Source organism: Arenibacter antarcticus (assembly GCF_041320605.1).
Classification (GTDB): Bacteria; Bacteroidota; Bacteroidia; order Flavobacteriales; family Flavobacteriaceae; genus Arenibacter; species Arenibacter antarcticus.
This window is the reverse complement of the sequence record NZ_CP166679.1, coordinates 1,690,407-1,716,212: the sequence shown is the minus strand read 5'-3', so window position 1 is coordinate 1,716,212 and position 25,806 is coordinate 1,690,407. Positions and strand designations below refer to the sequence as shown.

Genomic DNA, 25,806 nt, shown 5'->3' with positions numbered 1-25,806 from the left:
GTTGACGGTTCTTTTTTGCTTATGTGTGATATTTATAACATTTTGTTATATTATTATAATAATTAGATTAATTCCTTGTACCAAAGGCTTTAATCAGTACCTTTGCCTTCTCAATTTTAATATATTAATAATGAAAGTAGCTGTAGTTGGAGCAACAGGAATGGTTGGTGAAGTTGTGCTTAAAGTATTGGCAGAACGCAATTTCCCAATAACGGAAATGTTATTGGTGGCCTCAGAACGATCTGTGGGTAAAAAATTAATGTTCCAAGGTAAGGAACATACACTTATTGGCCTAGAAACCGCCCTAGCTGCCAAACCGGATTTGGCAATATTTTCGGCAGGAGGGGAAACCTCCTTGGAATGGGCACCAAAATTTGCCTCTGCAGGGATCACGGTTGTAGACAATTCTTCGGCATGGCGAATGGATCCCTCAAAGAAATTGATCGTTCCCGAAATTAATGCCCATGAGCTTACCAAGGAAGATAAGATCATTGCAAATCCCAACTGTTCTACTATACAGATGGTTTTGGCATTATCGCCCTTGCATAGGAAATATAAAATGAAACGCGTAGTTGTTTCCACTTACCAATCTGTGTCAGGCACGGGAGTTAAGGCTGTTAAGCAGCTCGAAAATGAAATTGCTGGAATACAGGGAGAAATGGCCTACCCTTATCCTATCGGGAAAAATGCCCTTCCACATTGTGATGTATTTCTAGAGAACGGATACACCAAGGAAGAGATGAAATTATCCCTAGAACCCTTGAAAATATTTAACGACAATAGTTTTTCTGTTACGGCCACTGCAGTGCGCATACCAACTTCAGGAGGACATTCGGAATCTGTGAACGTAGAGTTTATGGACGACTTTGACCTTACCGAGGTTAGAAAGTTATTAAGCGAGACCCAGGGAATCGTTGTTCAGGACAATACCGACACCAATACCTATCCCATGCCAATTTATGCCCATGGAAAGGACGACGTTTTTGTGGGGAGAATTAGAAGGGACGAAACCCAACCTAATACACTAAATATGTGGATCGTTGCGGATAATCTAAGAAAAGGGGCCGCAACCAACGCAGTACAAATTGCAGAGTATTTGGTTGAAAACAGTCTGGTATAAAGTCTACCCCAATTTAGGGCAGATGTTTGTATACCTAGTGATAAGAACCACCTCAAAATAGAATACAATTAAATACCTTTGTGGCACCTTCGCTGCAAAGGTATTTTTATGATAATCTTAAACGCAATTTAGATAACTTACAAATGAATAAATTAATTTTAACCACCGTCGCGGCCAGTATTGTCCTCGCTTGTGAAACACATCAAAAAAAAGAACCCATTATTGTGAATTACCCCAATACAAAAAAAGTGGACACCGTAGATCACTATTTCGGAACCGAGGTATCCGACCCATATCGTTGGCTGGAAGATGATAGGAGTCAAGAAACAGAGACTTGGGTAAACGACCAAAACAAAACCACCTTTAACTATCTAAATAATATTTCATTTAGAAGCGACTTAAAAAATCGTTTAGAAAAGTTATGGAATTATGAAAAGTTGGGAGCCCCATTCAAGGAAGGTAATTACACCTACTTTTATAAAAACGATGGACTTCAAAATCAATATGTAGTATACCGAAATAAAGAAAATGGAGAGAAAGAGGTTTTCTTGGACCCCAATTCCTTTTCCGAGGACGGAACTACCTCCTTGGCTGGACTGAGTTTTTCCGACGATGGATCCATAGCGGCCTATTCCATATCGGAAGGAGGCAGTGACTGGCGCAAGGTTATAATTTTAGAAACTGAAACCCGAAAAATTGTTGAAGATACTTTAGTAGACATAAAATTCAGCGGCATCTCCTGGAAGGGAAATGAAGGCTTCTTTTATTCAAGTTACGACAAACCTAAAGGCAGTGAACTATCCGCAAAAACTGATCAGCACAAGCTTTATTACCATAAATTGGGTACTTCCCAAAAAGACGACGAACTAATATTCGGAGGCATTCCTTCAGAAAAACATCGATATGTAGGCGGATATGTTACGGAGGACAATCGATATTTATTAGTCTCCGCTTCCGTTTCTACTTCGGGTAATAAATTATTTATTCAAGATTTAACAAAGGCCAATAGTACATTAATCCCTATAGTGGATCATACAGGTTCCGATACTTCCCTCTTGGGTAATTTGGGAACCAAACTTTATCTTGTCACTAATTTGGATGCACCCAACAAAAAAATTGTTACCGTAGATGCCTCCAATCCCAGTATTGAAAATTGGATAGATTTTATTCCCGAAACAGACCATGTACTCACTGCTAGTTCTGGTGGGGGCTTTTTCTTTACGGAATATATGGTAGATGCCATTTCCAAAGTTTACCAATACGATTATGACGGCAAGAAAATCAGAGAGGTTCAGCTTCCAGGAGTAGGTAGCGCAAGTGGCTTTGGAGGTAAAAAAGAAGATAAGGAATTCTATTTCTCCTTTACCAACTACAATACCCCTGCCTCTTCTTATAAATATAATGTGGCTTCTGGAGAATATGAATTATATTGGAAACCGGAAATAGATTTCAACCCAGCAGACTACGAATCTAACCAAGTATTTTACTCCTCCAAAGACGGAACCAAAATACCGATGATCATCACCCATAAAAAGGGATTGGACCTTAATGGAAAAAATCCGACTATCCTTTACGGGTATGGTGGATTCAATATAAGTCTAACCCCTTCCTTTAGCATTATAAATGCTGTTTGGATGGAACAAGGGGGAGTTTATGCCGTACCCAATTTAAGGGGTGGTGGTGAATATGGTAAAAAATGGCATGATGCGGGTACCAAGCTGCAAAAGCAAAATGTTTTTGACGATTTTATTGCCGCAGCCGAGTATTTAATTGCCAACAACTATACCTCTAGCGACTATTTGGCCATAAAAGGAGGATCAAATGGCGGATTACTGGTAGGGGCCGCTATGACGCAAAGACCAGAATTAATGAAAGTAGCCTTGCCTGCCGTAGGGGTTTTGGACATGTTGCGCTATCATACTTTTACCGCAGGCGCCGGTTGGGCCTACGATTACGGAACGGCAGAAGACAACGAGGAAATGTTCCAATATCTAAAAAACTACTCCCCTGTACACAATGTTAAAAACGGTATTAATTACCCGGCAACCTTAATTACCACAGGAGACCATGACGATCGGGTAGTACCTGCACATAGCTTTAAATTTGCAGCGGTGCTACAAGAGAATCAGGCGGGGCACAATCCTACGCTTATTAGAATTGAGACCAATGCGGGCCATGGCGCGGGAACTCCAGTGAGCAAAACCATTGAACAGGCCGCCGATATCTTTGGCTTCACCTTATATAATATGGGTATACAAGAACTTCCCAACCAATCCGTTATAAAGGAAATTAAAGGCTAGTGTTAAGTTAAAGTTGAAATAAATTTATATTTTTGTTAAGTCCATTTCTTTATGAAATGGACTTTTTTTTTAGTCTCGTCATTCTCATTATTGCAAAAAGCCATGTTACAAGTAAACTCACTTTCATTTTCATATCATAAAAATCCAATCCTTATGGATCTTGAATTTTCGGTAGAAAAAGGGGAGCATGTATCCATTGTTGGAGAAAGTGGTTGCGGCAAAAGCACCTTGCTAAAACTTATTTATGGACTGCTACAACCCAATGAAGGCGAAATATATTGGGGAGAAAAGAAGGTTTTAGGACCCAATTTTCAATTGGTGCCTGGGGAATCTTATATGAAATACCTATCGCAGGATCTAGAACTAATGGCATTTACCACTGTAGAAGAAAATGTGAGTCAATTTCTATCCGTTTTCCATCCGGAAGAATTAAAGGAACGGACCGATCAGTTATTGGAAATGATAGATATGAAGGAATTTGCCAAGGTTAAGATAGAAAAACTTAGCGGTGGACAACAACAAAGGGTAGCCCTCGCTAGGGTATTGGCACAAGAACCAGAAATACTATTACTGGACGAACCGTTTGCACATATAGACAATTTTAAAAAAAATGAGCTGAGAAGAAATCTCTTCAACTATCTAAAAGAGAAGGGAATAAGTTGCCTTACAGCAACCCATGATCATCATGACATTCTTGGGTATGCAGACCGAATCCTAGTCTTAAAAGACCGAGAAATTATAGCGGATGAAGAAACGGAAGCGTTATATTTTAATCCAAAAAACATTTATACCGCCACCTTGTTCGGCGAGGCTAATCATATCCCCATTGAAATTGTAAAGTCTTATGCAGATACAAAGCGTAAAATAATTGTTTATGCACATGAATTTAAGGCCTCCAAAAAATCAGGAATCCCCGTTATTGTAGAAAAAAACTACTTTATGGGAAGTTATTATCTTATTGAAGCCAGGTCCGGGGAACAAATTATTAGATTTCATCATACGGAAGCGATAAAGCCCAAAAAGAAAGTCTTTTTAAATATTTCCCTAGAAACTATTAACCAACGATTAAAGTAATAATAAATCCATATTTGAACAAGGAAAGCATTATTCAGGAATTAAAATTTAAAGCAGTCCGAAGCAGTGGTGCCGGAGGACAACATGTAAACAAAGTTGCTTCTAAAGTTGAGCTGAGCTTTGATTTACAAAATTCTAGTGCGTTAACCACTATTGAAAAAGACAGACTCCTTAAGAAACTATCCCATAGACTCAGCAAGGAAAAGGTGTTGATACTTTGGAGCGAAGAGACCCGTAGTCAACACAGGAACAAGGAGCTGGTTATACAGAAATTTCTAGAAACCATTGAAGCTAATCTAAGGGTCCCAAAAGTAAGACGAAAGACCAAACCTACCCGGTCCTCCATTGAAAAGCGCTTAAAACAGAAAAAGCGTTCGGCACTTAAAAAAACAAATCGGACGAGGCCAAAGTTAGACTGACCTTATTTATATAATTTTCGGGCTCGTTATCACACCCATGTATTCATCGTCTAAATCCTACCCAATTTCAGTAATCCGAAACTCCGAGCCATTAAAAACCACTTCTTCACCCACCGTCTTCCCCATCAATAATTTTCCAACGGGAGTATCAGGTGCTATAGCATAAAAAGATTCCCCATTTACCTTTATTTCCCCAGCGCTAATTCCTATATAATAATGATGCTTGGACGTATACACTAAACTTCCCAGGCCAACAAAATTGGAATTACGGTGCATGGGAACCTTATTAAATCGCTCTTGCAACAATTGCACTTCGGCCAATTGATTTCCTAGTTTTTCACGCTCCAACTGGATCATGGCCCTGCCAGTTTCATGCTTATCACCAGCACTACTTTTAGATTCTGAGGCAAGTGCCTCCTGAAGGGATGCAATATTCTTTTGTATTCTGGACAGCCGTTCTTCTATAAAATTACCACAACTTCTATGTAGTTGTTCTTTTGGGGCACTAACCATATTTTTATCTTGCTTAGGTGTTATTGTTTAGAAGGCAGATTATACAGCTTGTTGTCGCCTTTTATACTTTACCGACTAAACAAGATTCGCCAATTCGTTCCCTATACTACTCCCAATGGCAATTCCCATTCCGCCCATACGTACTCCACAGTACACACGGTTAGACAATTGCTTAACAATGGGTTTTTTTTGACTCCCTATCCCCATTATACCACTCCACCTTCGATCGATCTGGTAAGGCGTATGCGGAAGGATAATAGTCCGCAATATTTCTTCCAAACGTTCTTGCACCATCTGGGTTTCCCCAAAATTGGTCGTTTCTTCCCCTTTAAAATCGAGATTTCTCCCCCCGCCCAATAAGATTCTATTATCTATGTTCCTAAAATAGTAATATCCCTCCTCCAAATGGAAGGTTCCCTTAATTTGAAGGTGATCAATAGGCTTGGTAATCAAAACCTGTGCTCTTGCCGGCCTTACATCTTCCTTGATCAGTTGGGCCGCAAAGCCGTTGGTCGCTACCAATAATTGTTGTGTTTTAAACTCAAATTTATCGGTCTGGACTACAAGATGACTATGGGTCTCTACATAAGATTTAACCGCAATAGCATTAAGCACGTTAATTCCGGAATTTTGCACTTTTCTGAGCAGGGTTTCCATCATCATCCCAGTATTTATCTGTCCCTCAAAAGGACTACTAATATAATTTTCTTGAACCTTTTTAAAATTATAGGTATTTGAATATAATGTAAAGCAATTGGCATTAAAAACCGAGTTTAACAGATGGTTAACCCTCTCCATACCTTCTAGACAGTGATGATATAACTCTTGATGTTCATTTAAAAAAACTTCATGTCCACCGTGATTTTGATAATCCATCTGAGCATCCCCCAAATTCTTCCGCAACAACTGTACTCCGTCCCAGCGTTTTTGCACCAGTTGCAGCACCTCTTCCTCGGTATGCGACCCAAGGTCGGATAAAATCTCAGAAATGCTTCCAAAACAGGTGAATCCAGCATTTTTTGTACTAGCTCCTTGGGGCAGTATCCCTTTTTCAAGCACCAAAATTTTGGCCTTGGGGAAGCGACTCCTTAATTGCAAGGCACAATTGAGTCCCACTATACCACTACCTACTATAGTGAAATCCATATCAGCAAGCCAAGTCTTGTATTCCCAATAACTTAAATTCATAGAAGATCAATGCTTTAAGGAGGAAGTTAAAAATAAATATTTATAACAAAGCAATTATTTTAATGGATGAGATTCAACTACCAATCACGGATACGAAAAAGACGAAGTACTCTGTTATAAAAAACAGAATACTTCGTCTAAAAAAACATCGATACTATTGGTCTTTACTATTCTACCGGTATTGGATTCATAACAAAGCTTTCCATAAACTTAGTGGTATAATTTCCTGCCAAATAATCCGGATGGTCCATCAACTGTCTATGAAATGGAATTGTGGTCTTTACTCCCTCAATTACAAATTCATCCAATGCCCGTTTCATTTTATTAATGGCCTCTTCCCTAGTCTGCGCCGTAGTAATCAACTTTGCAATCATAGAATCATAGTGGGGAGGAATCGTATAACCACTATAAACGTGCGTATCCAACCTAATTCCATGTCCTCCTGGGGTATGCAGGGTGGTTATTTTCCCTGGCGATGGCCTAAAATTGTTATAGGGATCCTCTGCATTAATCCTACATTCTATGGAATGTAATTTAGGAAAATAATTTTTACCTGAAATAGGTACTCCGCAAGCAACTAAGATTTGCTCCCTTATAAGGTCATAATCTATAACCTGTTCGGTAATTGGATGTTCTACCTGTATTCTGGTATTCATCTCCATAAAATAAAAATTACGGTGCTTATCCACTAAGAATTCGATAGTTCCCGCTCCTTCGTATTTTATATATTCGGCTGCCTTTACGGCGGCTTTTCCCATGGCATCCCTTAATTTATCCGTCATAAACGGAGATGGGGTTTCTTCGGTAAGTTTCTGGTGACGACGTTGAATGGAACAGTCCCTTTCAGAAAGGTGACACGCTTTTCCATACTGATCCCCCACAATTTGGATTTCGATATGCCTAGGCTCCTCGATCAACTTTTCCATATACATTCCACCATTGCCAAATGCGGCAGTGGCCTCTTGTACTGCATTTTCAAAGTTTTTCTGAATATCTTCTTCCTTCCAAACTGCACGCATCCCTTTTCCACCGCCTCCAGCAGTAGCCTTTATCATTACGGGATATCCCATTTTTTTGGCTACCTTCTTGGCATCGTCTAGATCCTTTAAGAGTCCCTTAGATCCGGGAATAGTGGGAACTCCAGCTTTTTTCATGGTCTCTTTAGCGGTAGCCTTATCACCCATTTTATCGATATGCTCTCCAGAGGGTCCAATAAATTTAATATCGTGCTCTGCACAGATCCTAGAAAATTTAGAATTTTCCGAAAGAAATCCATATCCGGGATGAATAGCATCGGCATTGGTAATTTCCGCGGCCGCTATAATATTCGGGATCTTCAAATAGGACTCGCTACTTGCAGCAGGCCCTATACACACAGCCTCATCCGCAAAACGAACGTGAAGACTTTCCTCATCTGCCTTAGAGTAAACTGCAACTGTTTTTATTCCCATTTCCTTACAGGTCCTGATGATTCGCAGCGCTATTTCTCCCCTATTTGCAATAAGTATTTTTTTAAACATGTCTTGAAAGTTTAATTAGTATTCCAAATTTTAAATACAGCCAATCCCGACCTTGCCAGGTTTAATCACATTTAGCATTTAAAAATTCCTTACGAGGGGTCTACCAAAAATAATGGCTGATCAAATTCTACAGGGGAACTATCATCCACAAGTACCTTCACGATCTTACCAGATATTTCCGATTCTATATCATTAAACAACTTCATGGCTTCAATAACACAAAGCACATCACCTTTGTTTATAGTATCTCCAACCTCTATAAATACAGGCTTATCTGGAGAAGGTTTTCTATAAAAGGTTCCAATAATGGGCGATTTTATAGTAACTAACTTATCATCTACCTCAGCCGCTGCTTTTTGGGAAATTTCAACAGATGTCTGTTCCCCTTGAGCTGGTTGATTCGACTGTTGTGACATGGGAGAGTTCATTGGCATGTGCTGCACATAGGTTGGCTCCTGAAAATTCCCTACCGTACCGGTGCGGATGGTTATTTTTAAATCCTCCATCTCCAATTTCACTTCAGTAGCCCCAGATTTGGCCACAAATTTGATTAAGCTTTGAATTTCTTTAATATCCATAGTTCGTTTTAGTTTTTTAGATTACGTCTAATTTATGAATTATAGGCCCATTTTAAATAGATAGAGCCCCAAGTAAAACCTCCCCCAAATGCCGCAAATACCAAATTGTCTCCCTTTTTCAGTTGATTTTCATAATCACTGAGCAAAAGTGGCAATGTTGCTGATGTGGTATTTCCGTACTTTTGTATGTTCATCATTACCTTGGAATCGTCCACGCCCATCCTATTTGAGGTGGCATCTATAATCCTTTTGTTGGCCTGATGGGGCACCAACCAATTTACATCTTCGTGTGTTAACTTATTGCGTTCCATAATTTTGGCCGCAGAATCGGCCATATTAGTAACGGCAAACTTAAATACCGACCTCCCGTCCTGGTAAATAAAGTGTTGACGATTTTTAACGGTTTCTTCTGATGCGGGTAGCAAAGAACCTCCGGCATCCATTTTTAGAAAATTTCTACCTTCCCCATCACAACGCAAATACTCATCCTGCAATCCAAGTCCTTCCGTATTTGGTTCAAATAATACCGCTCCGGCACCATCGCCAAAAATAATGCAAGTAGTCCTATCCGTGTAATCTATGATAGAGGACATTTTATCTGCCCCAATAAGCAGTACTTTTTTATACCTTCCAGATTCTATATAACTTGATGCGGTTGACATTCCATATAGGAAACTGGAGCATGCCGCTTGTAAATCGTACGCAAATGCATTCACAGCCCCAATTTCAGAAGCTACATAAGCGGCCGTAGCAGCAACCATCATATCTGGGGTGGCCGTTGCCACAATTACTAAATCTATTTCTTTTGGATCTAGATTTCGCTTGGCCAAAAGTTGTTCTGCAGCTTTTATAGCAAGATAAGAAGTTCCTAGGCCTTTATCTTTTAAAATTCTTCTTTCTTTAATACCTGTTCTGGTCGTTATCCATTCGTCATTAGTGTCCACTAAAGTTTCCAGAATCTTATTCGTCATTATAAAGTCTGGCACATAAGACCCTACAGCCGTGATTGCTGCCGTTTTTTTACTCATCCAAATTTGTTTTTTAACGAAAAATCTTCAAAAACAACTGAAAATTTGTGAAAATTAATGATTTTCTGCGACTTTCAGTCTTATTGCATCCTGTTTTTAGATTTTTAATCTCTGATATAAAAAAACTCCCACTTTAAGTAAGTGGGAGTCCATGTAGTAATATGCCGCTACAATTTATGCTACAGCTTCCTCAGTTTGGTCTATTAAAACCTCGCCACGGTAGTATAATTTACCTTCATGCCAGTGGGCTCTATGAAATAAATGCATCTCCCCAGTTGTTGGGTCTTTTGCTATGGTAGGAGCCACTGCCTTGTAATGCGTTCTTCTCTTATCCCTTCTGGTTTTGGAAATTTTTCTCTTAGGATGTGCCATTATGAAACTTATTTATCCGTTAATAATTTTTTTAGTGCGTCCCAACGGGGATCTTTATCTTCTGTATCTAACTTTGATTCTTTTGGTTGAAGCTCTTCCAGCTTTTCCAATGCCTCCGATTTTAAAGTACCATCCAAAACTCCTGGATGCACTTTTTTAAGCGGCACGGACAAGACCAACATTTCATATATGTACTGAGCAATGTTAATTTGGAATTCCCCATGAGGAATAATCAAAATATCGTCGTTATCATTGTTGTACTCATCTCCAAAATTGACTACCAATTTCAGATCTGCTTTTATTTTTTGGTCATAAGCTTCGTTGGTGAGGTCACAATTAACGTTTACCGTTCCCCGTGCTCGCATCTCCAACTCCATCATCGTACTCATTTTGTTCAAGGTAACGGCTATCTTAATACCCGCATCATTAAACTCATTGTACTCAAAAGATTCAAAGAACGTATTGTCTATGGTATACCCAAACTCGTGTTTTCCCTGTTTCAGTCCTGAAAAAGGAATACTAAACTCCTTATGCTGCATCATGTCCACACTGTTTTTTAATATATCCGCCATAATAAAGGCGGGTGCAAAGATACTAATATTTTATAAAATCCCAACAAATCAAAAGAAATAAATAAAATGACGCTTTAGCCTTATAAAACATTGAGCCTACAGCCTATAGACTTCAACGCAAGAAAGCGCTACCCTTATCTTTTAAGTTTTTGTTTTTTTAATATATCGCTGGTCAACTCTTTGTATTCCAACCTATTCTTAAATATATTTAAACCCGCAAAAACAGCTTCCTTAAAGGAGCTGTGATCCGCAATTCCTTTTCCTGCAATCTCATAGGCCGTTCCGTGATCTGGTGAAGTCCTCACTTTATTGAGCCCGGCGGTAAAATTAACTCCTTTCCCAAAGGACAATGTCTTAAAGGGTATAAGACCCTGATCGTGGTAGGCCGCTAGAATAGCATCAAATTGTTTGTAATTGTCCGATCCAAAGAAACTATCCGCGGAATATGGTCCAAAAACCAAATGTCCCTTTTCAATCATTTCCTTGATAACCGGTTTCAAAATCTCATCATCTTCCTTTCCTATAACTCCGTTGTCGCCGCTATGGGGGTTTATTCCAAGTAAGGCAATTTTAGGCTTCCTAATTCCAAAATCCATTTTTAAGGACTTTTCCATAGTAGTTATCTTACTCCTGATCAATTTTGGGGTTATAGCCGCAGCTACGTCCTTTACTGCTACATGATCGGTAAGCAGTCCAATCCTCAAGCCATCGGATACCATAAACATTAAACTCTCCCCTTCCAGTTCCTGGGCCAAATAATCTGTATGCCCTGGGAATTTAAAATCTTCCGCCTGTATGTTATTTTTGTTAATAGGCGCTGTAATTAACAGATCTATTTCATCGTTTTTTAAGGCGGTTACTGCAGCCTTAAGAGATTGAATAGCAAAACTTCCACTCTCTGGTGTGGGCGTGCCAAATTCTGGCACAAGAGCTTCCCTCCACACGTTAATCACATTAACCTTTCCGTCCAATGCCTTTGCAGGTTCTTGAATTCCGTTATAATTGATCTCTATCCCTAATGCTGATTTTTGATTAGAAATAGTTTTGTTGGATGCAAAAATAATAGGCGTGCAAAAATCGAGCATTCGGACATCCTCAAATGTTCTAAGTACTACCTCGCACCCAATGCCATTTAGATCCCCAATTGAAATACCCAATCTTATTTTTCCCTTTTCCTGCATATGGTAGTATCGTTTAATATGAAATAAACCGTTAAATTTACACCACAAAACTAACTAATTAAAACGACACATGTTTACTGGGATTATTGAAACTTTGGGAGAACTAACAAAATTAAAAAGAGAAGGCGGCAACCTTCACCTCACTATTAAATCTAACATTACTCCAGAACTTAAGATAGACCAGAGCGTTGCTCATAATGGAGTATGCCTAACAGTAGTGAATATAGAGGACGATCTTTACACTGTAACCGCAATAGACGAAACCTTGCAGAAAACCAATCTAGGGGAGCTAAAGACTGGAGATTACATTAATCTTGAACGCGCCATGGTATTGGGAGCAAGGCTAGACGGACATATTGTTCAGGGCCATGTGGACCAAACTGGGGAGTGTATCAATATCCAAGAACAGGATGGAAGCTGGGTGTTTACCTTTAAGTACGATGCCGATCTAAACAACCTTACCATTGAAAAAGGGTCTATAACCATTGATGGCACTAGTTTAACCGTTGTTGGATCTGAAAAAAACAGTTTTAGCGTAGCCATCATTCCCTACACCTACGAACATACGCGCTTTAATACTTACAAAATAGGCACAGTAGTAAATTTAGAATTCGATGTAATTGGCAAATATGTTTCCAGATTGCTAGAGCTTAGAAAATAACCTAGCTACATACCTTAACTCTAGATACTTATTTTTATTTAGCTGCAAATGTAAAGGGTGAATATTTTAAACTCACTACTACAAAATATACCTATTGCCATAATATATAACGCTTCCCTTGAGTTTCCCCCAAGGGAAGCGCTAGCACCATTCCGAGCCACAGAAAACCCTTCACCTGCTATAGCTCCTTAAAGCTTAAGATCTATAGGATATGATCTTTCATTTTATTCCACGCTCTTGCCAATAATAGGCCTGAAACAATTGCTACAACCGTTAAAATCATGGCGCTGGTAGTCTTTCCATAAATCCAATATCCTGTAGCGAACATACACGAGTAGATTAACACACAACCCAATAACATAGCGGTAATACCAGAGGGAACACTCCATTTTTCCTTGGTGTTCACAATCTCTACATTATCATCTTTTGCATCGCTCACTACTTTGGACCACCCCGGACCACCTGGTTGAATTTTTATGTAAAAATCCTGCAGTACTTGTTTAGACTCAGGTTGTGTAATAAACGTAGCTCCCAACCAAATAATCGTGGTAACCAGAACTACAAACGGATATTCCATCCAATCTGCAAAAAGACCCGTTTCCGTAGCAAATAAGAAGGGACCAACAGCTGTAAGTTTTAATATTATAGAAATGATCCCAGAAGCAAACATGGCGGTAATTTCACTCCATGCATTAATTCTCCACCAAAACCATCTTAGAATAAAAATTAGACCTGTTCCTGCCCCAAATACCAAAAGAACCTCAAATAATTGTAAGGCATTTTGCAACAATAAGGCCAATCCAGCACTAAAGATCATTAATACCACTGTAGATATTCTTCCTACGGCAACCAATCTTTTCTCGGAGGCATTAGGATTTATCTGTTGTTTGTAAAAGTCATATACTATATAGGAAGACCCCCAGTTCAACTGTGTAGATATGGTACTCATGTAAGCCGCTATTAAGGAGGCCAACACCAATCCCAATAACCCACTTGGCAACTTAGTCAACATAGCGGAATAGGCTAAATCGTGCCCTAATTTATCCGCAGCAACATTCGGGAATGCCTCGTGAATACTAGCTACATCCGGATACACCACCAAAGAGGCCAAAGCCACTAAAATCCACGGCCAAGGTCTTAGTGCGTAATGCATAATATTGAAAAAGAAAGTAGCTCCTATGGCGTGATTTTCATTTTTTGCCGCCAACATTCGCTGTGCGATATAACCACCACCACCTGGTTCCGCGCCAGGATACCAAGAACTCCACCATTGAACGGCAAGAGGTATTATAAATAAGGTAATCAACGCTTTTTTATTGCTGAAATCGGGCAAGATAGAAAGTTTATCTATTACGTGCTCATTGGCCATAAGCGCCTCTATACCGCCAACCTCTGGAATATTGACCAAGTAGTAGGCTGCTCCAATAGCACCTCCCATGGCCACAAAGAACAAAAGGAAATCGGTATAAACCACTCCTTTAAATCCTCCCAAGGCACTAAATGTTACTGTAATCAACCCCGCGCTTACAACGGTCACCCAAGGCTCTAACCCTAACATGATACCACCTATTTTAATGGCCGCCAAGGTAACTGCCGACATGGTAATCACATTAAATATGACCCCTAAATAAATGGCTCTAAATTTCCTTAAAAACCTGGCTGGCTTACCACCATATCTAAGCTCATAAAATTCCAAATCCGTATTGACATTGGATTTCCTCCAAAGTTTTGCATAGACAAACACGGTCAGCAAACCCGTTAACAAGAAGGCCCACCATACCCAGTTTCCGGAAACTCCATTGGTACGTACAATATCTGTAACCAAATTAGGGGTGTCAGTAGAAAATGTTGTAGCCACCATAGAGAGTCCCAACAACCACCAAGGCATTGTTCTACCGGAAAGAAAATATTCCGAGGAACTTGCCCCTGATTTTTTGGAGACATAAATCCCGATAAATAAAACGATTGAGAAGAAAACAATTATAAAACTATAATCCAGTGTACTTAGTTGCATTAATTTGGTTTTGATCGTTGAAAAGCGATAAAGATAATTTTTTTTAGGATATTTTTGCTCAATGATCGCCAAATGTTACAAATGATTCACTCATCAGTACTGGATATCACAAGTACAACATGGATAATTGCCTTTACAGCCGCCTTTGTTTTAGGGATTTCTAAGTCTGGAATAAAAGGAATCGCCATCATAATTGTCACCCTAATGGCCCTCGCTTTTGGAGCAAAGGAATCTACTGGATTGCTTGTTCCCTTGTTGGTTGTAGGAGATACCTTTGCCGTAATCTACTACAACCGCCATGCGCAATGGAAATATATCCTTGCCTTTCTACCTTGGATGATATTGGGCATATTCATCGGGACGGCGGTAGGAAAAGATCTACCGGGGAACACTTTTAAAATAAGTATGTCCTTCATAATCTTAGCCACTGTTATAATGATGTACTGGTGGGATAGAAAAAAATCTAAAAACGTTCCCACCCATTGGTTATTTGCTGGCTTTATAGGCACTATGGCTGGGATAACCACTATGATCGGCAATTTAGCAGGGGCATTTTCAAATATTTACTTTTTGGCCATGAGACTTCCAAAAAATGAATTTATAGGAACAGCGGCCTGGCTTTTTTTCATTATCAACATCATTAAACTACCCTTCCATATCTTTATATGGAAAACCATTACACCAGACACCCTTCTGATAAATCTGAAATTAATTCCAGGAATCCTACTGGGATTTTTTATAGGAGTGCGATTGGTGAAAATCATAAAAGATCAATTTTATAGAAAAATGATTTTAATCTTGACAGCAATTGGGGGCCTTCTTATCCTATTGAGATAAACCACATAGCATGATATAAGCTAGAATGAGATAAAAAAAGCTGATGCCATGCACCAGCTTCTCTAATTTAGCTAACTCAATCTACTAACTATAACTTCTCTGTACAAAAATCGCACTATTGATCCGGGTATAGGTGATCATAACTTCATGCTAACATTAACAAACCTTAAAATTAATTATCAGTCCTTAAAGCACTACTTCTTCCATTAATTGCAATCATTTTTAATTTTTATCCATTATATGACAAAAATCATATTATAGAACTGATTTTATCATAAATTTTGCGGATTAAAACATGGATAATTCAAAATAGAACGCCTCCTCGAATGGACATTCCTAGCCTAATAATTTTATTAGCAACCTCGACTGGCCCTTCAATCCATTAAAAATAAATTTATGACACATCACAATTTTCATATCCCCGTAATGGGAATAGGTTTTACCATAGACACACCATTAAAGGTGTCGCACTTAGGCATAGACTCCGTTATTTCTCTCGTGGATGATATCCTACTGGAAAAACTTCGCAAAATGTACGCTGAAAAATTTGAACTTCCATATCAGGAGATTACAGACAAATTGGAGGATTTTAGGGCAAAAAGGATTACCAGCTATTTAAACCTTATCCATGATGTTGCCCATCAAAAATTTGAGGCCCTTAAAAATTGTTCTATAGAAGCCCGGAAAGAAATAAGCGAATACTTGGGTCTACTTCCGGACTCCTCCTCCCTAAAACGGGAATTTGAAAAACTTACTTCTCACGATTTCAATATAAACGAAGTGAGAAAATGGTTGAAAGAACACTTGACCATGGGGAGTATAGATGTTAATATCATGACCAAGGTAGATAAGGAAAATTTTATAAAAAAAGTTAAACTGCCCACTGAATTCAATGATGCACATGCTGCATTGCGCGGATATGCGAATAGTAAATTGTGCTCATCGGTTATCCTTTCCGCCGGTATGAACCCAAGACTCTATAGTTATATGGAAAACTTTGAGGATTTTTATCCGGACAGTACAGGCTTTATAAAAAAGAAGATTGTTCTTAAGGTAAGTGATTATCGTTCCGCATTGATCCAAGGAAAATTTTTGGCTAAAAAAGGACTTTGGGTATCCGAATATAGAATTGAGTCGGGATTAAATTGTGGAGGGCATGCATTTGCTACAGATGGTTATTTAATGGGGCCCATATTATCTGAATTTAAGAACAACCGCCAAGCTTATCTAGATGAAATCTATTCCCTATTGACTCCCGCCCTAAGCGCTAAGGGAAAAGTGTTGCCAGCACAAAATTTATCCTTAAAAATTACCGCTCAGGGCGGGGTGGGTACGGCTGAGGAACACCAATTCCTCCTAGATTACTACCAGGTGGATTCCGTAGGGTGGGGAACCCCATTCTTATTGGTTCCCGAAGCAACCACCGTAGACAAAGCTACTTTGGAAAAATTAGCAGCCGCCAAGGAAAAGGATCTTTATTTAAGCGATATCTCTCCGCTTGGAGTTCCGTTTCACAATCTAAGAGGCAACACTAAAGATCAGGAAAAGCAAAAATTAATAGACAAAAAAAGACCTGGAAGTTCCTGTCCCAAGAAATTTGTTGCCCTTAACAAAGACTATTCGGAAAAAGGGCTGTGTACGGCTTCTAGACAATATCAGCATATAAAAATCAAGGAACTTGAAAAAGAGGATATTTCCACAGAAGAATACGATCATAAGCTCAATAAAATTACCGAAAAATCATGTACCTGCGTTGGACTGGGAACATCTGCCTTACTGAGCTATGGCCTAGACACTAAAACTGAAGGCCCTGGCGTGTCTATCTGTCCCGGACCTAATATGGCCTATTATTCAAAAATTGTATCCTTAAAGGAAATGACAGGACATATCTATGGGCGTACCAATATTATAACTAGGACCGATAGGCCCAACATATTTATTAAAGAACTCGGGATCTACACGGAGTACCTGAAAAATAAAATAGAGGAATCTAGATTTTCCATGAACAAGAAACAGGAAAAATATCTACTGACCTTCGTAACCAATCTAAATGCAGGGATTGCTTATTATCAAGATCTTTTCACCAATTTGAAAGGAGGTTTTGAAGATTCCAAGTCTACCATCCTTACAGAATTGGATAAAGGAACAGAAACCTTGGCACTTCTAAAAACAAAAGTGGAGTCGCTTTCCTTATCAGCGGTTTAAAAAACTTCTAATTGAGAAAGGTATAAAGTAATTAAAAAAGCGTCATCTCGAAGTATCGGGATGACGCTTTTTAAAACTAAGAAATATACAATGACCCTTAAATATTTATTTCTGCTTTAAAGACAGCGCTTTTCCTTTAAAGCTAGGCCCTTCCAAGGTAACTCCTAAATTTTTAATCACGGTAGGCGCTATTTGATCCGTGTATAATTGTTCTTCCTTAGCAACTTCTCCCTTTGCGCTCACTCCTTTCCCAAAAGCAACCATCCATACCTGGTCCGAACCTTTAACCTCATCACCATGTCCTTTCCAAGTGTTTAAGGGCATAGTACCCCGACCGTGATCGGTGGTGATAATAAAGGTAGTGTTGTCTTTATAAAAAGGATCCTGCTGCGTAAATTCCCATAGCTTTTCAATTAATCCATCGGTGTTTTGGGCCGATTCTAAATAAGCATCATATTCTCCGTCATGTGCAAAATCATCAGTTTCCCCATAAGCGATAAACACCAATTTTGGATGCTTCCTTTTCATATATTCCATTGCATAATGATTCGTAAAAGCATCTAGGCGTACAGATCCCCAAGGACTGGGAATTTCTGATTGCAGTTGGTTTAAAAACACTTCCCGCTCCGTAAGGTCATTCCCCACGGCGATACCGAAACCAGCATTAACTGGAACCCCCGATCGGGTTTTGTTCACTATAAATGGAAAAACGTCCCAACTACCAAAGGCAGCTACTTTCCCCTTATAAGCAGGCAATTTATTGACCCGCTCTAAGATAGTCTCATTGGGATTGTCGGTTTTACGATTGCTAGTAATCCTAATATCATCTGCTTCCCCAGTTAAAATTTCGTTGTATCCAGGATAGGAAAACCACATTTTATTGGTAAGGTTTACTTTACTGCCCACATTCCTATTTCCATGCAATTGCCCCATGGATTGCACCTGATTCCAAAAGAATGGCATTAAAACTGCTCTTCTTTCCTCTGGTGTATCTCTCCAAAATTGAGATTTAAGGCCTGTTGTATCCCCAACAAAATCTTTGTTGGCCACCAATTGGGGGTCTGCTCCCGAAAACAACTCTTGCCAACGGAGTCCGTCCAAGGTAATTAATATGACATTGGGCTGGTTATCTGTTTGCGCCATAGTCTTGGAGGATATTCCTACTAAAAGAACCATCAATAAGGTTACTACACTTCTTTTCATCTGATTATTTATTTATAGTATTAAAAGTTAAGCTATTGGACCAATCGCTCCAATTTAAGTTTTGATCTCGATATCGGACCCGCCAGTAATAGGTTGTATTAGGCGCAAGGCGATTAGCCCTTTCATCAGAAAGATCATCATCTTTTTGTCTGTTTTCTTTGTAATACCAATTTTCATGCTGCTTCCAGCTATCGAAAACAGGTTTTTCAAAGTTCTTGCTTGTTGCTATTTGCCAATGGGAAGCAGCGTGAAATGCATTATTAAAGTCACTGCTGAACTCACCTGCCTTTAAAATGGTCTCGGTAAAATCAATGGTTTGGTTGTTTGGGGACAAGGCCACTGGCGGTTTTGGTTTTCTTTCCTTTTTCCATATGGTAATACTATCCCGAAGTTCGTTATCCCTAAACTCTTCTTCATTTCCCCTGCTAATTCTTTTAATAGTAAATTTAGGATCTTCCCTATTGCCATCAACTTCTACCATTACAAAACCGTATTCATCTTGGGTGACGCTAAATTCCTCATAATCCCTGCCCTCAAATTCTCCCCAATTATCTATAGCCCCACCTGCCGAAGCTACGTTGATCCAAAGGTGTTTATGTTCCTTGGATTGGCCACGGGAATATCCATGGGTATGTCCAAAAAAGTGAATACTGGGTTTTCCGGTTTCGGTTGAGAAGTTTTCCAATAACGCAACAACTTTTCCAGAGAAATCTTCTTCTCCCGGAATCCACAATTCCGATTTGTGTGGATGATGCAATTGAGCAAATACAAAATCTACCTCATCATTTTTCGCGGTATCTTCCAGCAATGTGCTTAACCATTGGTACTGATCTCGGCTATTGCTGTAGCCGTCATTGGAATTTAAACCTATAATTCTCGTATTGCCATAATCCTTAAACCACCAATGTTCGGCATAAGCGGGAGTACCGTTTTCTGGTAGGCTAAAATATTTAAAATAAAATACTGAATTCTTTTCATGATTTCCTAGTACCGGATAAACGGGAACCTCGGAGAACAATTTTTCAGCCGGATTAAAAAAATCGTTTTTCCATTGGTCGTACTTGGTTCCGTTTTCAACCAAATCGCCCGGAATCATAACCATAGCGAGGTTATTGGGTAGCTTGCCCCCAAATTCTTTTTCCAAATAGGTCAAGACTCCTTGGTTTACTACTTCAGAAAATTTATCAGGATTATTATGGTCCTTCTGCATATCGCTCATCGCTACAATCTTAAAAGATTCCTGGTCGCTTGCAAAAGGCGGTGTTTTAAACTGATAAATATCTGAAATAGCCTTCCCAGTTTTTACCCGATAGTAATATTCTGTAAAACGCTTTAGCCCTTCTAATTTCACCTCGTGTAACCTTGCCTCGGTAAAGTTAACATCGAAGGCAACTCCCTTGGTTTGTTTCCCTAGTTTAGGTCCAAGTCCCCATTCTACGATACTTTCCTCCCCAAGATTAGTTTCCCACATAATTTTAATGGAATTGGGGGTAGCGTCCTGAAGATAAGGTTGTATTTGGATGCTCACCTCCTTATTTTGCGCATGACCTACAAGCATAAAAATGCATAAGGTGCAGCTAAGTGCAATGTTTTTCATTATGGTTTGTTTTTTGGTTGATAAGGTCTAGCAACTACTGCGTAAGTTGACTAAGGCACTAAAATAATCATTCTCCCATTGTTATCTATACCATAATATTAATTATAACTACAATTTTTATCAACTATGGGGGTATTACAATAAAAATACGGTCAGTTCGGGACCAGTCGCACCCTATCCATAAAAAAAATCATCATTAAAGATTATTATAATAAATAAAAAAACGGATTTTGATTTCTTCCTATCAAAATCCGTTTTTTAAGAGAATGCCATTCACCTAATAGTTACCGCTCACCAAATAATTATTAAGTCACAAGAGTTATGGGATCATACTATTATTCTATAGAATCGATCACACTATTGCAACGCAACATACTATCTCCGTAATAAGGTTTTTTAATTGCTTTTCTCAAACTCAACCATGTCGCTCCCTTATCGGTAAGGGCATAGGACAATGCTGTACGCATATTGGATGGTTTAGATTTTTGTTGTGCGCAATCGTAAAGCATTCGCGATCACCGACACCGAGCTGAAGCTCATGGCCAATGCCGCGATCATTGGGGACAATAACAATCCGAAAATCGGATAGAGTACTCCCGCTGCAATAGGTACGCCAAGCGTATTATAAATGAGTGCAAAAAACAGATTTTGCTTAATGTTCCCCATCACCTTTTCACTGAGAAGCCTAGCTTTAACGATGCCATGTAGATCTCCTTTTACCAAAGTAATCCCAGCACTTTCTATTGCTACATCCGTACCAGTACCCATTGCTATACCTACATCTGACTTTGCCAAAGCTGGGGCATCATTAATACCGTCTCCGGCCATGGCTACCTTTTTTCCTTCTTTTTGCAATTGCTCTACCACATCTAACTTATCCTGAGGGAGCATTTCGGCCTTAAAATTGGTAAGACCCAATGTATCTGCAACTGCCTTTGCTGTATCATGATTATCGCCCGTCAGCATAATAACCTCTATGCCATGCGATTGTAATTCTGCTATAGCAGCCTTGCTCGTTTTCTTTATCTTATCGCTGATCACAACATACCCCACACCAATATTATCTATAGCTAAGAAGGGTACCGTTTTACCCATTTTCTGCTCTTCCAATACCTCATTTTTTAATTGATCGGACATTGTCACCTGGGCTTCTTCCATCATTTTTTTATTTCCCAAAGCCACCTTTTTTCCTGCAATAGTTCCTGTTACTCCCTTACCTGTTACCGACATAAAGTCTGTAGCGTTTAAAAGAACTACATCTTTTTCTTTCGCATATTTCACAGTCGCCTCTGCCAAGGGGTGCTCACTAAGGTTGTTAAGGGAATAGATAACTTGTAGTATTTGATCCTTGCTATAGTCGGGAGACGTACTCCCAACGCTTTCCACAGATGGTTTTCCCTCCGTAATAGTACCCGTCTTATCTATAATCAGCGTATCTATCTTATCCATTCTCTCCAACGCCTCAGCGTTCTTGATCAGGACACCGGATTGCGCACCTTTCCCAACACCCACCATAACAGACATAGGTGTGGCTAGACCAAGAGCACAGGGGCAGGCAATAATTAGTACCGCTATAGCATTCACTAGTGCAAATACATACGCTGGTTCTGGTCCTACAATAGCCCATACAATAAAGGTAATGACCGAAATTAGCACCACAACAGGCACAAAATAGGCAGAAATCTTATCAGCCAACTTTTGTATGGGGGCCTGACTCCTACTGGCTTTGTTTACCATATCTATTATCTGTGCCAGTAAGGTATCTGATCCCACTTTTTGGGCTTCCATCACAAAGGATTGGTTCCCATTAATGGTGCCCGAATTAACGGAATCGCCCTCCCCTTTATCTACTGGAATGGGCTCTCCGGTAATCATGGACTCGTCTATGGAGGTATTTCCTTCACGTATAGCTCCGTCTACAGGTATTTTCTCCCCTGGTTTCACTCTAAGGAGGTCTCCTATTTTAATTTTATCGATGGCAATGGTTTCCTCCTCGCCATTTACTATCCTTACCGCTTTATTGGGAGCCAACTTCAACAATTCCTTTACGGCGTTGTTTGTTTTACTATGGGCCCGGGCTTCCAACAATTGCCCCATCAGCACCAAGGTGAGGATAACGGTGGCTGCTTCAAAATATACATGTACGGTTCCGTGATGTGTCTTAAACTGGACCGGGAAAAAATCGGGAAATAACAAGCCAAAAACGCTGAACAACCATGCCACTCCAGCCCCGATACCGATTAGGGTAAACATATTGAGGTTCCAGGTTTTTATAGAACGATAGGCTCGCTCAAAAAACATCCATGTAGCATAAAATACCACGGGGATGGAAAGTACAAATTGTATCCAATTCCAATATTTCATTGGGAGCATGTCATACATTGGATTGTTCGGTATCATTTCGGACATGGCAATTACAAAAATGGGTAGGGTAAATATTCCCGCTATCCAAAACTTGCGGAGCAGCTTTTTATAATTCTTTTCTTCGGCAGAGATATCGGCTTTTACGGGAACCAGATCCATTCCGCAGATTGGACAATCCCCAGGTTCGTCCTTAATTACTTCGGGATGCATGGGACAGGTGTATTGGGTAGCGCCAAAGGCATCCATTTTTACTTCTTCCACCAAGTCCATTCCACAGACCGGACAATCCCCCGCCTTGTCATAGGTCTTATCGCCCTCGCAATGCATAGGGCAGTAAAATGTCCCAGTACCTGTTCCTTTGGCTACCTCCTTCGGAGCCTTAAGCTGATCTGGTTCTTCCTCCCCAGGCATGGCAATACTATAACGACCACCGTCTTTCTCCAAGGCACTTTTAAATTTCTCTATCGCAATATGCTCCTTCATTTCTATGGTCGCCTCCGCTTTTGCCAAGTCTACCGAAGCTTCTGTTACACCGTCTACCTGTTTTAAAGTTTCTTCTACATGGCTCCTACAGCCATTACAGGTCATTCCCAATATTTTATAAGTGTGTGTCATTGTTTACGTCTTTAGTTGAATACTCAAAATTAGCCCTTCTGTAAGATTTGTGTTTTCAAAATTGTGGAAGATGTTTATACTATTTGGTCCAAGGATTTCCGTCCCCATTGCTGTAAATTCTTGTATTCGCTCATAGACATTCCAGTTATCGTTTTAAACTGAGATGCCAAATGGCTACTGCTTTTATAGTTAAGGCTATAGGCTATTTCAGAAAAATTAAGATGCTGTAGTTGAATCAATTCCTTAACTTTTTCTATTTTGAGGATGATATAGTACCGCTCAATAGTAACTCCCTCTTGTTTACTAAACATTTTGCTTAGTACCGAATACTCTTTATTTAGTTTTTTGGACAGGTAGGACGATAGGTTTTCTTCCGAGGAAGCTTCGAGATGGTCAATAACTTCAATCAGTGCTATTTTTAAATGTTCAATAATCATTTCCACAGCATCTTTTACTAGTTCGAAACCATTATTTCTGAGCATGTTTTCTATAAAATACTGATCAACTCCTTCTTTTTCCACATATACAATCTCTCCCAAAACAATAGATTCCACTGTAAGACCAACCTTTATGAACTCTTGTTTCAAAAGGGTTATACACCTATTACAAACCATATTTTTAACGAGGATCTTTTTTGTCATGCTTCTATTTCATAATAAGAATAGCGCTCTTTACTATTGGAATATGCTACCCACCCTTTATCCTTGTCCAAATTTACTTCTTGGTTAGTTTACTTCCTTTTGTACAAAAGCACAATTCAGCATTTGGCTACCATCGTATGGGTTCTTAACAGCCTTAACTATACGTACCCACATACCGCCCTTATTGTTCTTGTACAACGGACAGAATTGCTGATATAGTGGGGCAGGTGTTCCAGCAATCGCCACCAAATTCACCAAGTTAGCACTAAGTTCTTCAAAATATTCCCTTTGTTGAATACTATCGACATTGGTAATCTGATTGGCACTTTCCTTAGATGATGTTATAATTTCTTTTCTCAATAGTTTTCCATCTTTTACCTGTTTCAACATCAAATATTTGTTGCTTGAACTTAGAAATTTCCTATAGTTTTCAATATACCAATTTAAAACTTTAATAGTAATTATTTCTTTCTCAATTGGTTACACCAGCCTTTAGATTCAGAGATTCCGATTGGATGCCGATTCAAAAAAAACTTATCCTACTGTAAAAGTTTGGGGCGTTGTTGGGAATTAATTTTCACAAATGGATCGTTATTCCAATTTTAGTATGGACCCCCTAAGCTCTTTATAAAGAGCAAGATAGTGCGCTATAAATACCCACTCCCCTTTAACAAACTATTAGGCAGGCTTCTATAAAACTCAATGCTCCAATTCCCTGAAAATTTCGCTAAGAATTTCATAAGAACGGAGTCGGTCTTCGTGATCAAAAATATGGGAAACCACCATAATCTCATCTACTCTGGTCGCTTCTACAAACGACTCCAATTCATTTTGAACGGTTTCCTTTGATCCCACAAAGCTATAGTACATCATTTTTTGGATCTGTGCTTTTTCTAGGTCGTGCCATAAACCATCCATACTTTTCACGGGTGGAGCAAGGGGTTTTCTAGTGTTTCTAATGATCCCTAAGGCCAATTGCTGAAGGCTGGTCTCCAAATGCTTGGCTTTTTCGTCTGTATCTGCTGCAATTACATTTACACAGGCAATGGTATACGGGGCTTCACATTGTTTGGAAGGTTGAAAGTTTTGGTGGTATAACTGTAGGGCTTCATGGAGATGAGTGGGTGCAAAATGACTGGCAAAGGCGTAGGGCAGCCCTTTTATACCTGCTAATTGAGCACTAAAGGTACTGGAGCCCAACAGGTATAACGGGATATCTAACCCTTCTCCCGGGATGGCCCTTACTGCTGCATTCTTGTTTTCTGCCGAAAAATAGGTCTGAAGTTCTCCGATATCACGGGGGAAATCGTGAACCGTTTCCGCCCGATCCCTTCTCAATGCCTTGGCGGTTAATTGGTCCGTACCAGGTGCCCTTCCCAAACCTAGGTCTATCCTTCCGGAGTATAAGGTTTCCAAAGTTCCAAACTGTTCCGCTACAATTAAAGGGGCATGGTTGGGCAACATAACACCTCCAGATCCCACCCTAATATTCTGTGTTCCCTGAGCAATATGTCCAATTAAAATAGGGGTGGCAGAACTCACTAAGGTATCCATATTATGGTGCTCGGAAATCCAAAACCGTCCATAGCCCAAGCGTTCCACATGCTGTGCTAACTCTAAGCTTTTTGCAATAGATTGTAAGTGCGATGAACCTTCTGCAACTGGCACCAAATCTAAAACTGAAAATTTTTTTACTCCTAAATTATTTTTATTGATCCGCTTCATATATACCAAAATTAAAAGACAGTAAAGATATTGAATATTATCCCGGGGGACTATAATAGGGCTCCATTTGTCCTTCCAC

At 39.5% G+C, this 25,806-nt stretch carries 23 protein-coding genes; 7 read left to right on the top strand and 16 right to left on the bottom strand.

Translation table 11 applies throughout. The features are described 5' to 3' along the window. The first annotated feature begins 130 nt into the window (after positions 1-130). From KCTC52924_RS07045 to arfB, 4 genes are all read left to right on the top strand, one after another. Positions 131-1,120, top strand: a complete 990-nt coding sequence (locus KCTC52924_RS07045; protein ID WP_251807230.1) for an aspartate-semialdehyde dehydrogenase — start codon at positions 131-133, stop codon at positions 1,118-1,120. 143 nt (positions 1,121-1,263) lie between these two features. Continuing rightward, positions 1,264-3,420, top strand: a complete 2,157-nt coding sequence (locus KCTC52924_RS07040; protein WP_251807232.1) for a prolyl oligopeptidase family protein — start codon at positions 1,264-1,266, stop codon at positions 3,418-3,420. Between the two features lie 153 nt (positions 3,421-3,573). Then, a complete protein-coding gene (locus KCTC52924_RS07035) occupies positions 3,574-4,494 on the top strand; it encodes an ABC transporter ATP-binding protein (protein ID WP_353057486.1) in 921 nt (306 codons plus the stop codon). A gap of 14 nt (positions 4,495-4,508) precedes the next feature. Beyond that, a complete protein-coding gene (gene arfB, locus KCTC52924_RS07030) occupies positions 4,509-4,913 on the top strand; it encodes an alternative ribosome rescue aminoacyl-tRNA hydrolase ArfB (protein ID WP_251807234.1) in 405 nt (134 codons plus the stop codon). A 57-nt stretch (positions 4,914-4,970) separates the two neighbouring features. Here arfB and KCTC52924_RS07025 read toward each other — a convergent pair whose 3' ends face one another. The 8 genes from KCTC52924_RS07025 to pdxA form a co-directional block, all read right to left on the bottom strand. After that, a complete protein-coding gene (locus KCTC52924_RS07025; protein WP_251807236.1) occupies positions 4,971-5,426 on the bottom strand; it encodes a GreA/GreB family elongation factor in 456 nt (151 codons plus the stop codon). Between the two features lie 75 nt (positions 5,427-5,501). Further along, the gene (locus tag KCTC52924_RS07020; protein WP_251807238.1) at positions 5,502-6,614 is read right to left on the bottom strand and encodes an FAD-binding oxidoreductase; all 1,113 of its coding nucleotides are present in this window, start codon (positions 6,612-6,614) and stop codon (positions 5,502-5,504) included. 167 nt (positions 6,615-6,781) lie between these two features. Beyond that, complete coding sequence (accC, locus tag KCTC52924_RS07015; RefSeq protein WP_251807240.1) at positions 6,782-8,134, bottom strand: acetyl-CoA carboxylase biotin carboxylase subunit; 1,353 nt, start codon at positions 8,132-8,134, stop codon at positions 6,782-6,784. A gap of 89 nt (positions 8,135-8,223) precedes the next feature. Continuing rightward, entirely contained in the window at positions 8,224-8,712 is a 489-nt protein-coding gene (gene accB / locus KCTC52924_RS07010; protein ID WP_251807242.1) for an acetyl-CoA carboxylase biotin carboxyl carrier protein, read from the bottom strand. A gap of 32 nt (positions 8,713-8,744) precedes the next feature. Continuing rightward, on the bottom strand, positions 8,745-9,740 hold the full coding sequence (locus tag KCTC52924_RS07005; protein WP_251807244.1) for a beta-ketoacyl-ACP synthase III: 996 nt from the start codon (positions 9,738-9,740) through the stop codon (positions 8,745-8,747). 174 nt (positions 9,741-9,914) lie between these two features. Continuing rightward, positions 9,915-10,112: a 50S ribosomal protein L32 gene (rpmF, locus tag KCTC52924_RS07000; protein WP_251807246.1), complete on the bottom strand. Its 198-nt coding sequence runs from the start codon at positions 10,110-10,112 to the stop codon at positions 9,915-9,917. Positions 10,113-10,120: 8 nt separating this feature from the next. After that, positions 10,121-10,654 carry a DUF177 domain-containing protein gene (locus tag KCTC52924_RS06995; protein ID WP_251807657.1) on the bottom strand — a complete coding sequence of 178 codons (534 nt, stop codon included), beginning with the start codon at positions 10,652-10,654 and terminating at the stop codon, positions 10,121-10,123. 164 nt (positions 10,655-10,818) lie between these two features. After that, the gene (pdxA, locus tag KCTC52924_RS06990) at positions 10,819-11,865 is read right to left on the bottom strand and encodes a 4-hydroxythreonine-4-phosphate dehydrogenase PdxA (protein WP_251807248.1); all 1,047 of its coding nucleotides are present in this window, start codon (positions 11,863-11,865) and stop codon (positions 10,819-10,821) included. Between the two features lie 70 nt (positions 11,866-11,935). On the opposite strand from pdxA, the gene KCTC52924_RS06985 reads away from it, so the two are divergent. Next, a complete protein-coding gene (locus tag KCTC52924_RS06985; RefSeq protein WP_251807249.1) occupies positions 11,936-12,526 on the top strand; it encodes a riboflavin synthase in 591 nt (196 codons plus the stop codon). Positions 12,527-12,728: 202 nt separating this feature from the next. Here the strand turns inward: KCTC52924_RS06985 and KCTC52924_RS06980 are convergent, their stop codons facing one another. Then, positions 12,729-14,540, bottom strand: a complete 1,812-nt coding sequence (locus KCTC52924_RS06980) for a sodium:solute symporter family protein (RefSeq protein ID WP_251807251.1) — start codon at positions 14,538-14,540, stop codon at positions 12,729-12,731. Positions 14,541-14,621: 81 nt separating this feature from the next. Here KCTC52924_RS06980 and KCTC52924_RS06975 point away from each other — a divergent pair, with 81 nt between their 5' ends. Both KCTC52924_RS06975 and KCTC52924_RS06970 read left to right on the top strand, forming a co-directional pair. After that, a complete protein-coding gene (locus tag KCTC52924_RS06975; protein WP_251807253.1) occupies positions 14,622-15,377 on the top strand; it encodes a sulfite exporter TauE/SafE family protein in 756 nt (251 codons plus the stop codon). 396 nt (positions 15,378-15,773) lie between these two features. Further along, the gene (locus KCTC52924_RS06970; RefSeq protein WP_251807255.1) at positions 15,774-17,582 is read left to right on the top strand and encodes a hypothetical protein; all 1,809 of its coding nucleotides are present in this window, start codon (positions 15,774-15,776) and stop codon (positions 17,580-17,582) included. 105 nt (positions 17,583-17,687) lie between these two features. Here the strand turns inward: KCTC52924_RS06970 and KCTC52924_RS06965 are convergent, their stop codons facing one another. From KCTC52924_RS06965 to KCTC52924_RS06935, 7 genes are all read right to left on the bottom strand, one after another. Next, complete coding sequence (locus tag KCTC52924_RS06965) at positions 17,688-18,785, bottom strand: alkaline phosphatase family protein (protein WP_251807257.1); 1,098 nt, start codon at positions 18,783-18,785, stop codon at positions 17,688-17,690. Positions 18,786-18,789: 4 nt separating this feature from the next. Further along, complete coding sequence (locus tag KCTC52924_RS06960; protein WP_251807259.1) at positions 18,790-20,382, bottom strand: fibronectin type III domain-containing protein; 1,593 nt, start codon at positions 20,380-20,382, stop codon at positions 18,790-18,792. Positions 20,383-20,717: 335 nt separating this feature from the next. Continuing rightward, positions 20,718-20,849 carry a hypothetical protein gene (locus tag KCTC52924_RS06955; protein WP_285903377.1) on the bottom strand — a complete coding sequence of 44 codons (132 nt, stop codon included), beginning with the start codon at positions 20,847-20,849 and terminating at the stop codon, positions 20,718-20,720. A gap of 10 nt (positions 20,850-20,859) precedes the next feature. After that, positions 20,860-23,361 carry a heavy metal translocating P-type ATPase gene (locus tag KCTC52924_RS06950; RefSeq protein WP_251807261.1) on the bottom strand — a complete coding sequence of 834 codons (2,502 nt, stop codon included), beginning with the start codon at positions 23,359-23,361 and terminating at the stop codon, positions 20,860-20,862. A 74-nt stretch (positions 23,362-23,435) separates the two neighbouring features. Continuing rightward, positions 23,436-23,948: an AraC family transcriptional regulator gene (locus KCTC52924_RS06945; RefSeq protein WP_251807263.1), complete on the bottom strand. Its 513-nt coding sequence runs from the start codon at positions 23,946-23,948 to the stop codon at positions 23,436-23,438. Between the two features lie 138 nt (positions 23,949-24,086). Then, on the bottom strand, positions 24,087-24,392 hold the full coding sequence (locus KCTC52924_RS06940) for a DUF3347 domain-containing protein (RefSeq protein WP_251807265.1): 306 nt from the start codon (positions 24,390-24,392) through the stop codon (positions 24,087-24,089). 309 nt (positions 24,393-24,701) lie between these two features. Beyond that, positions 24,702-25,727, bottom strand: coding sequence for an LLM class flavin-dependent oxidoreductase (locus KCTC52924_RS06935; protein ID WP_251807267.1), 1,026 nt, complete (start codon positions 25,725-25,727; stop codon positions 24,702-24,704). Positions 25,728-25,806: the final 79 nt, after the last annotated feature.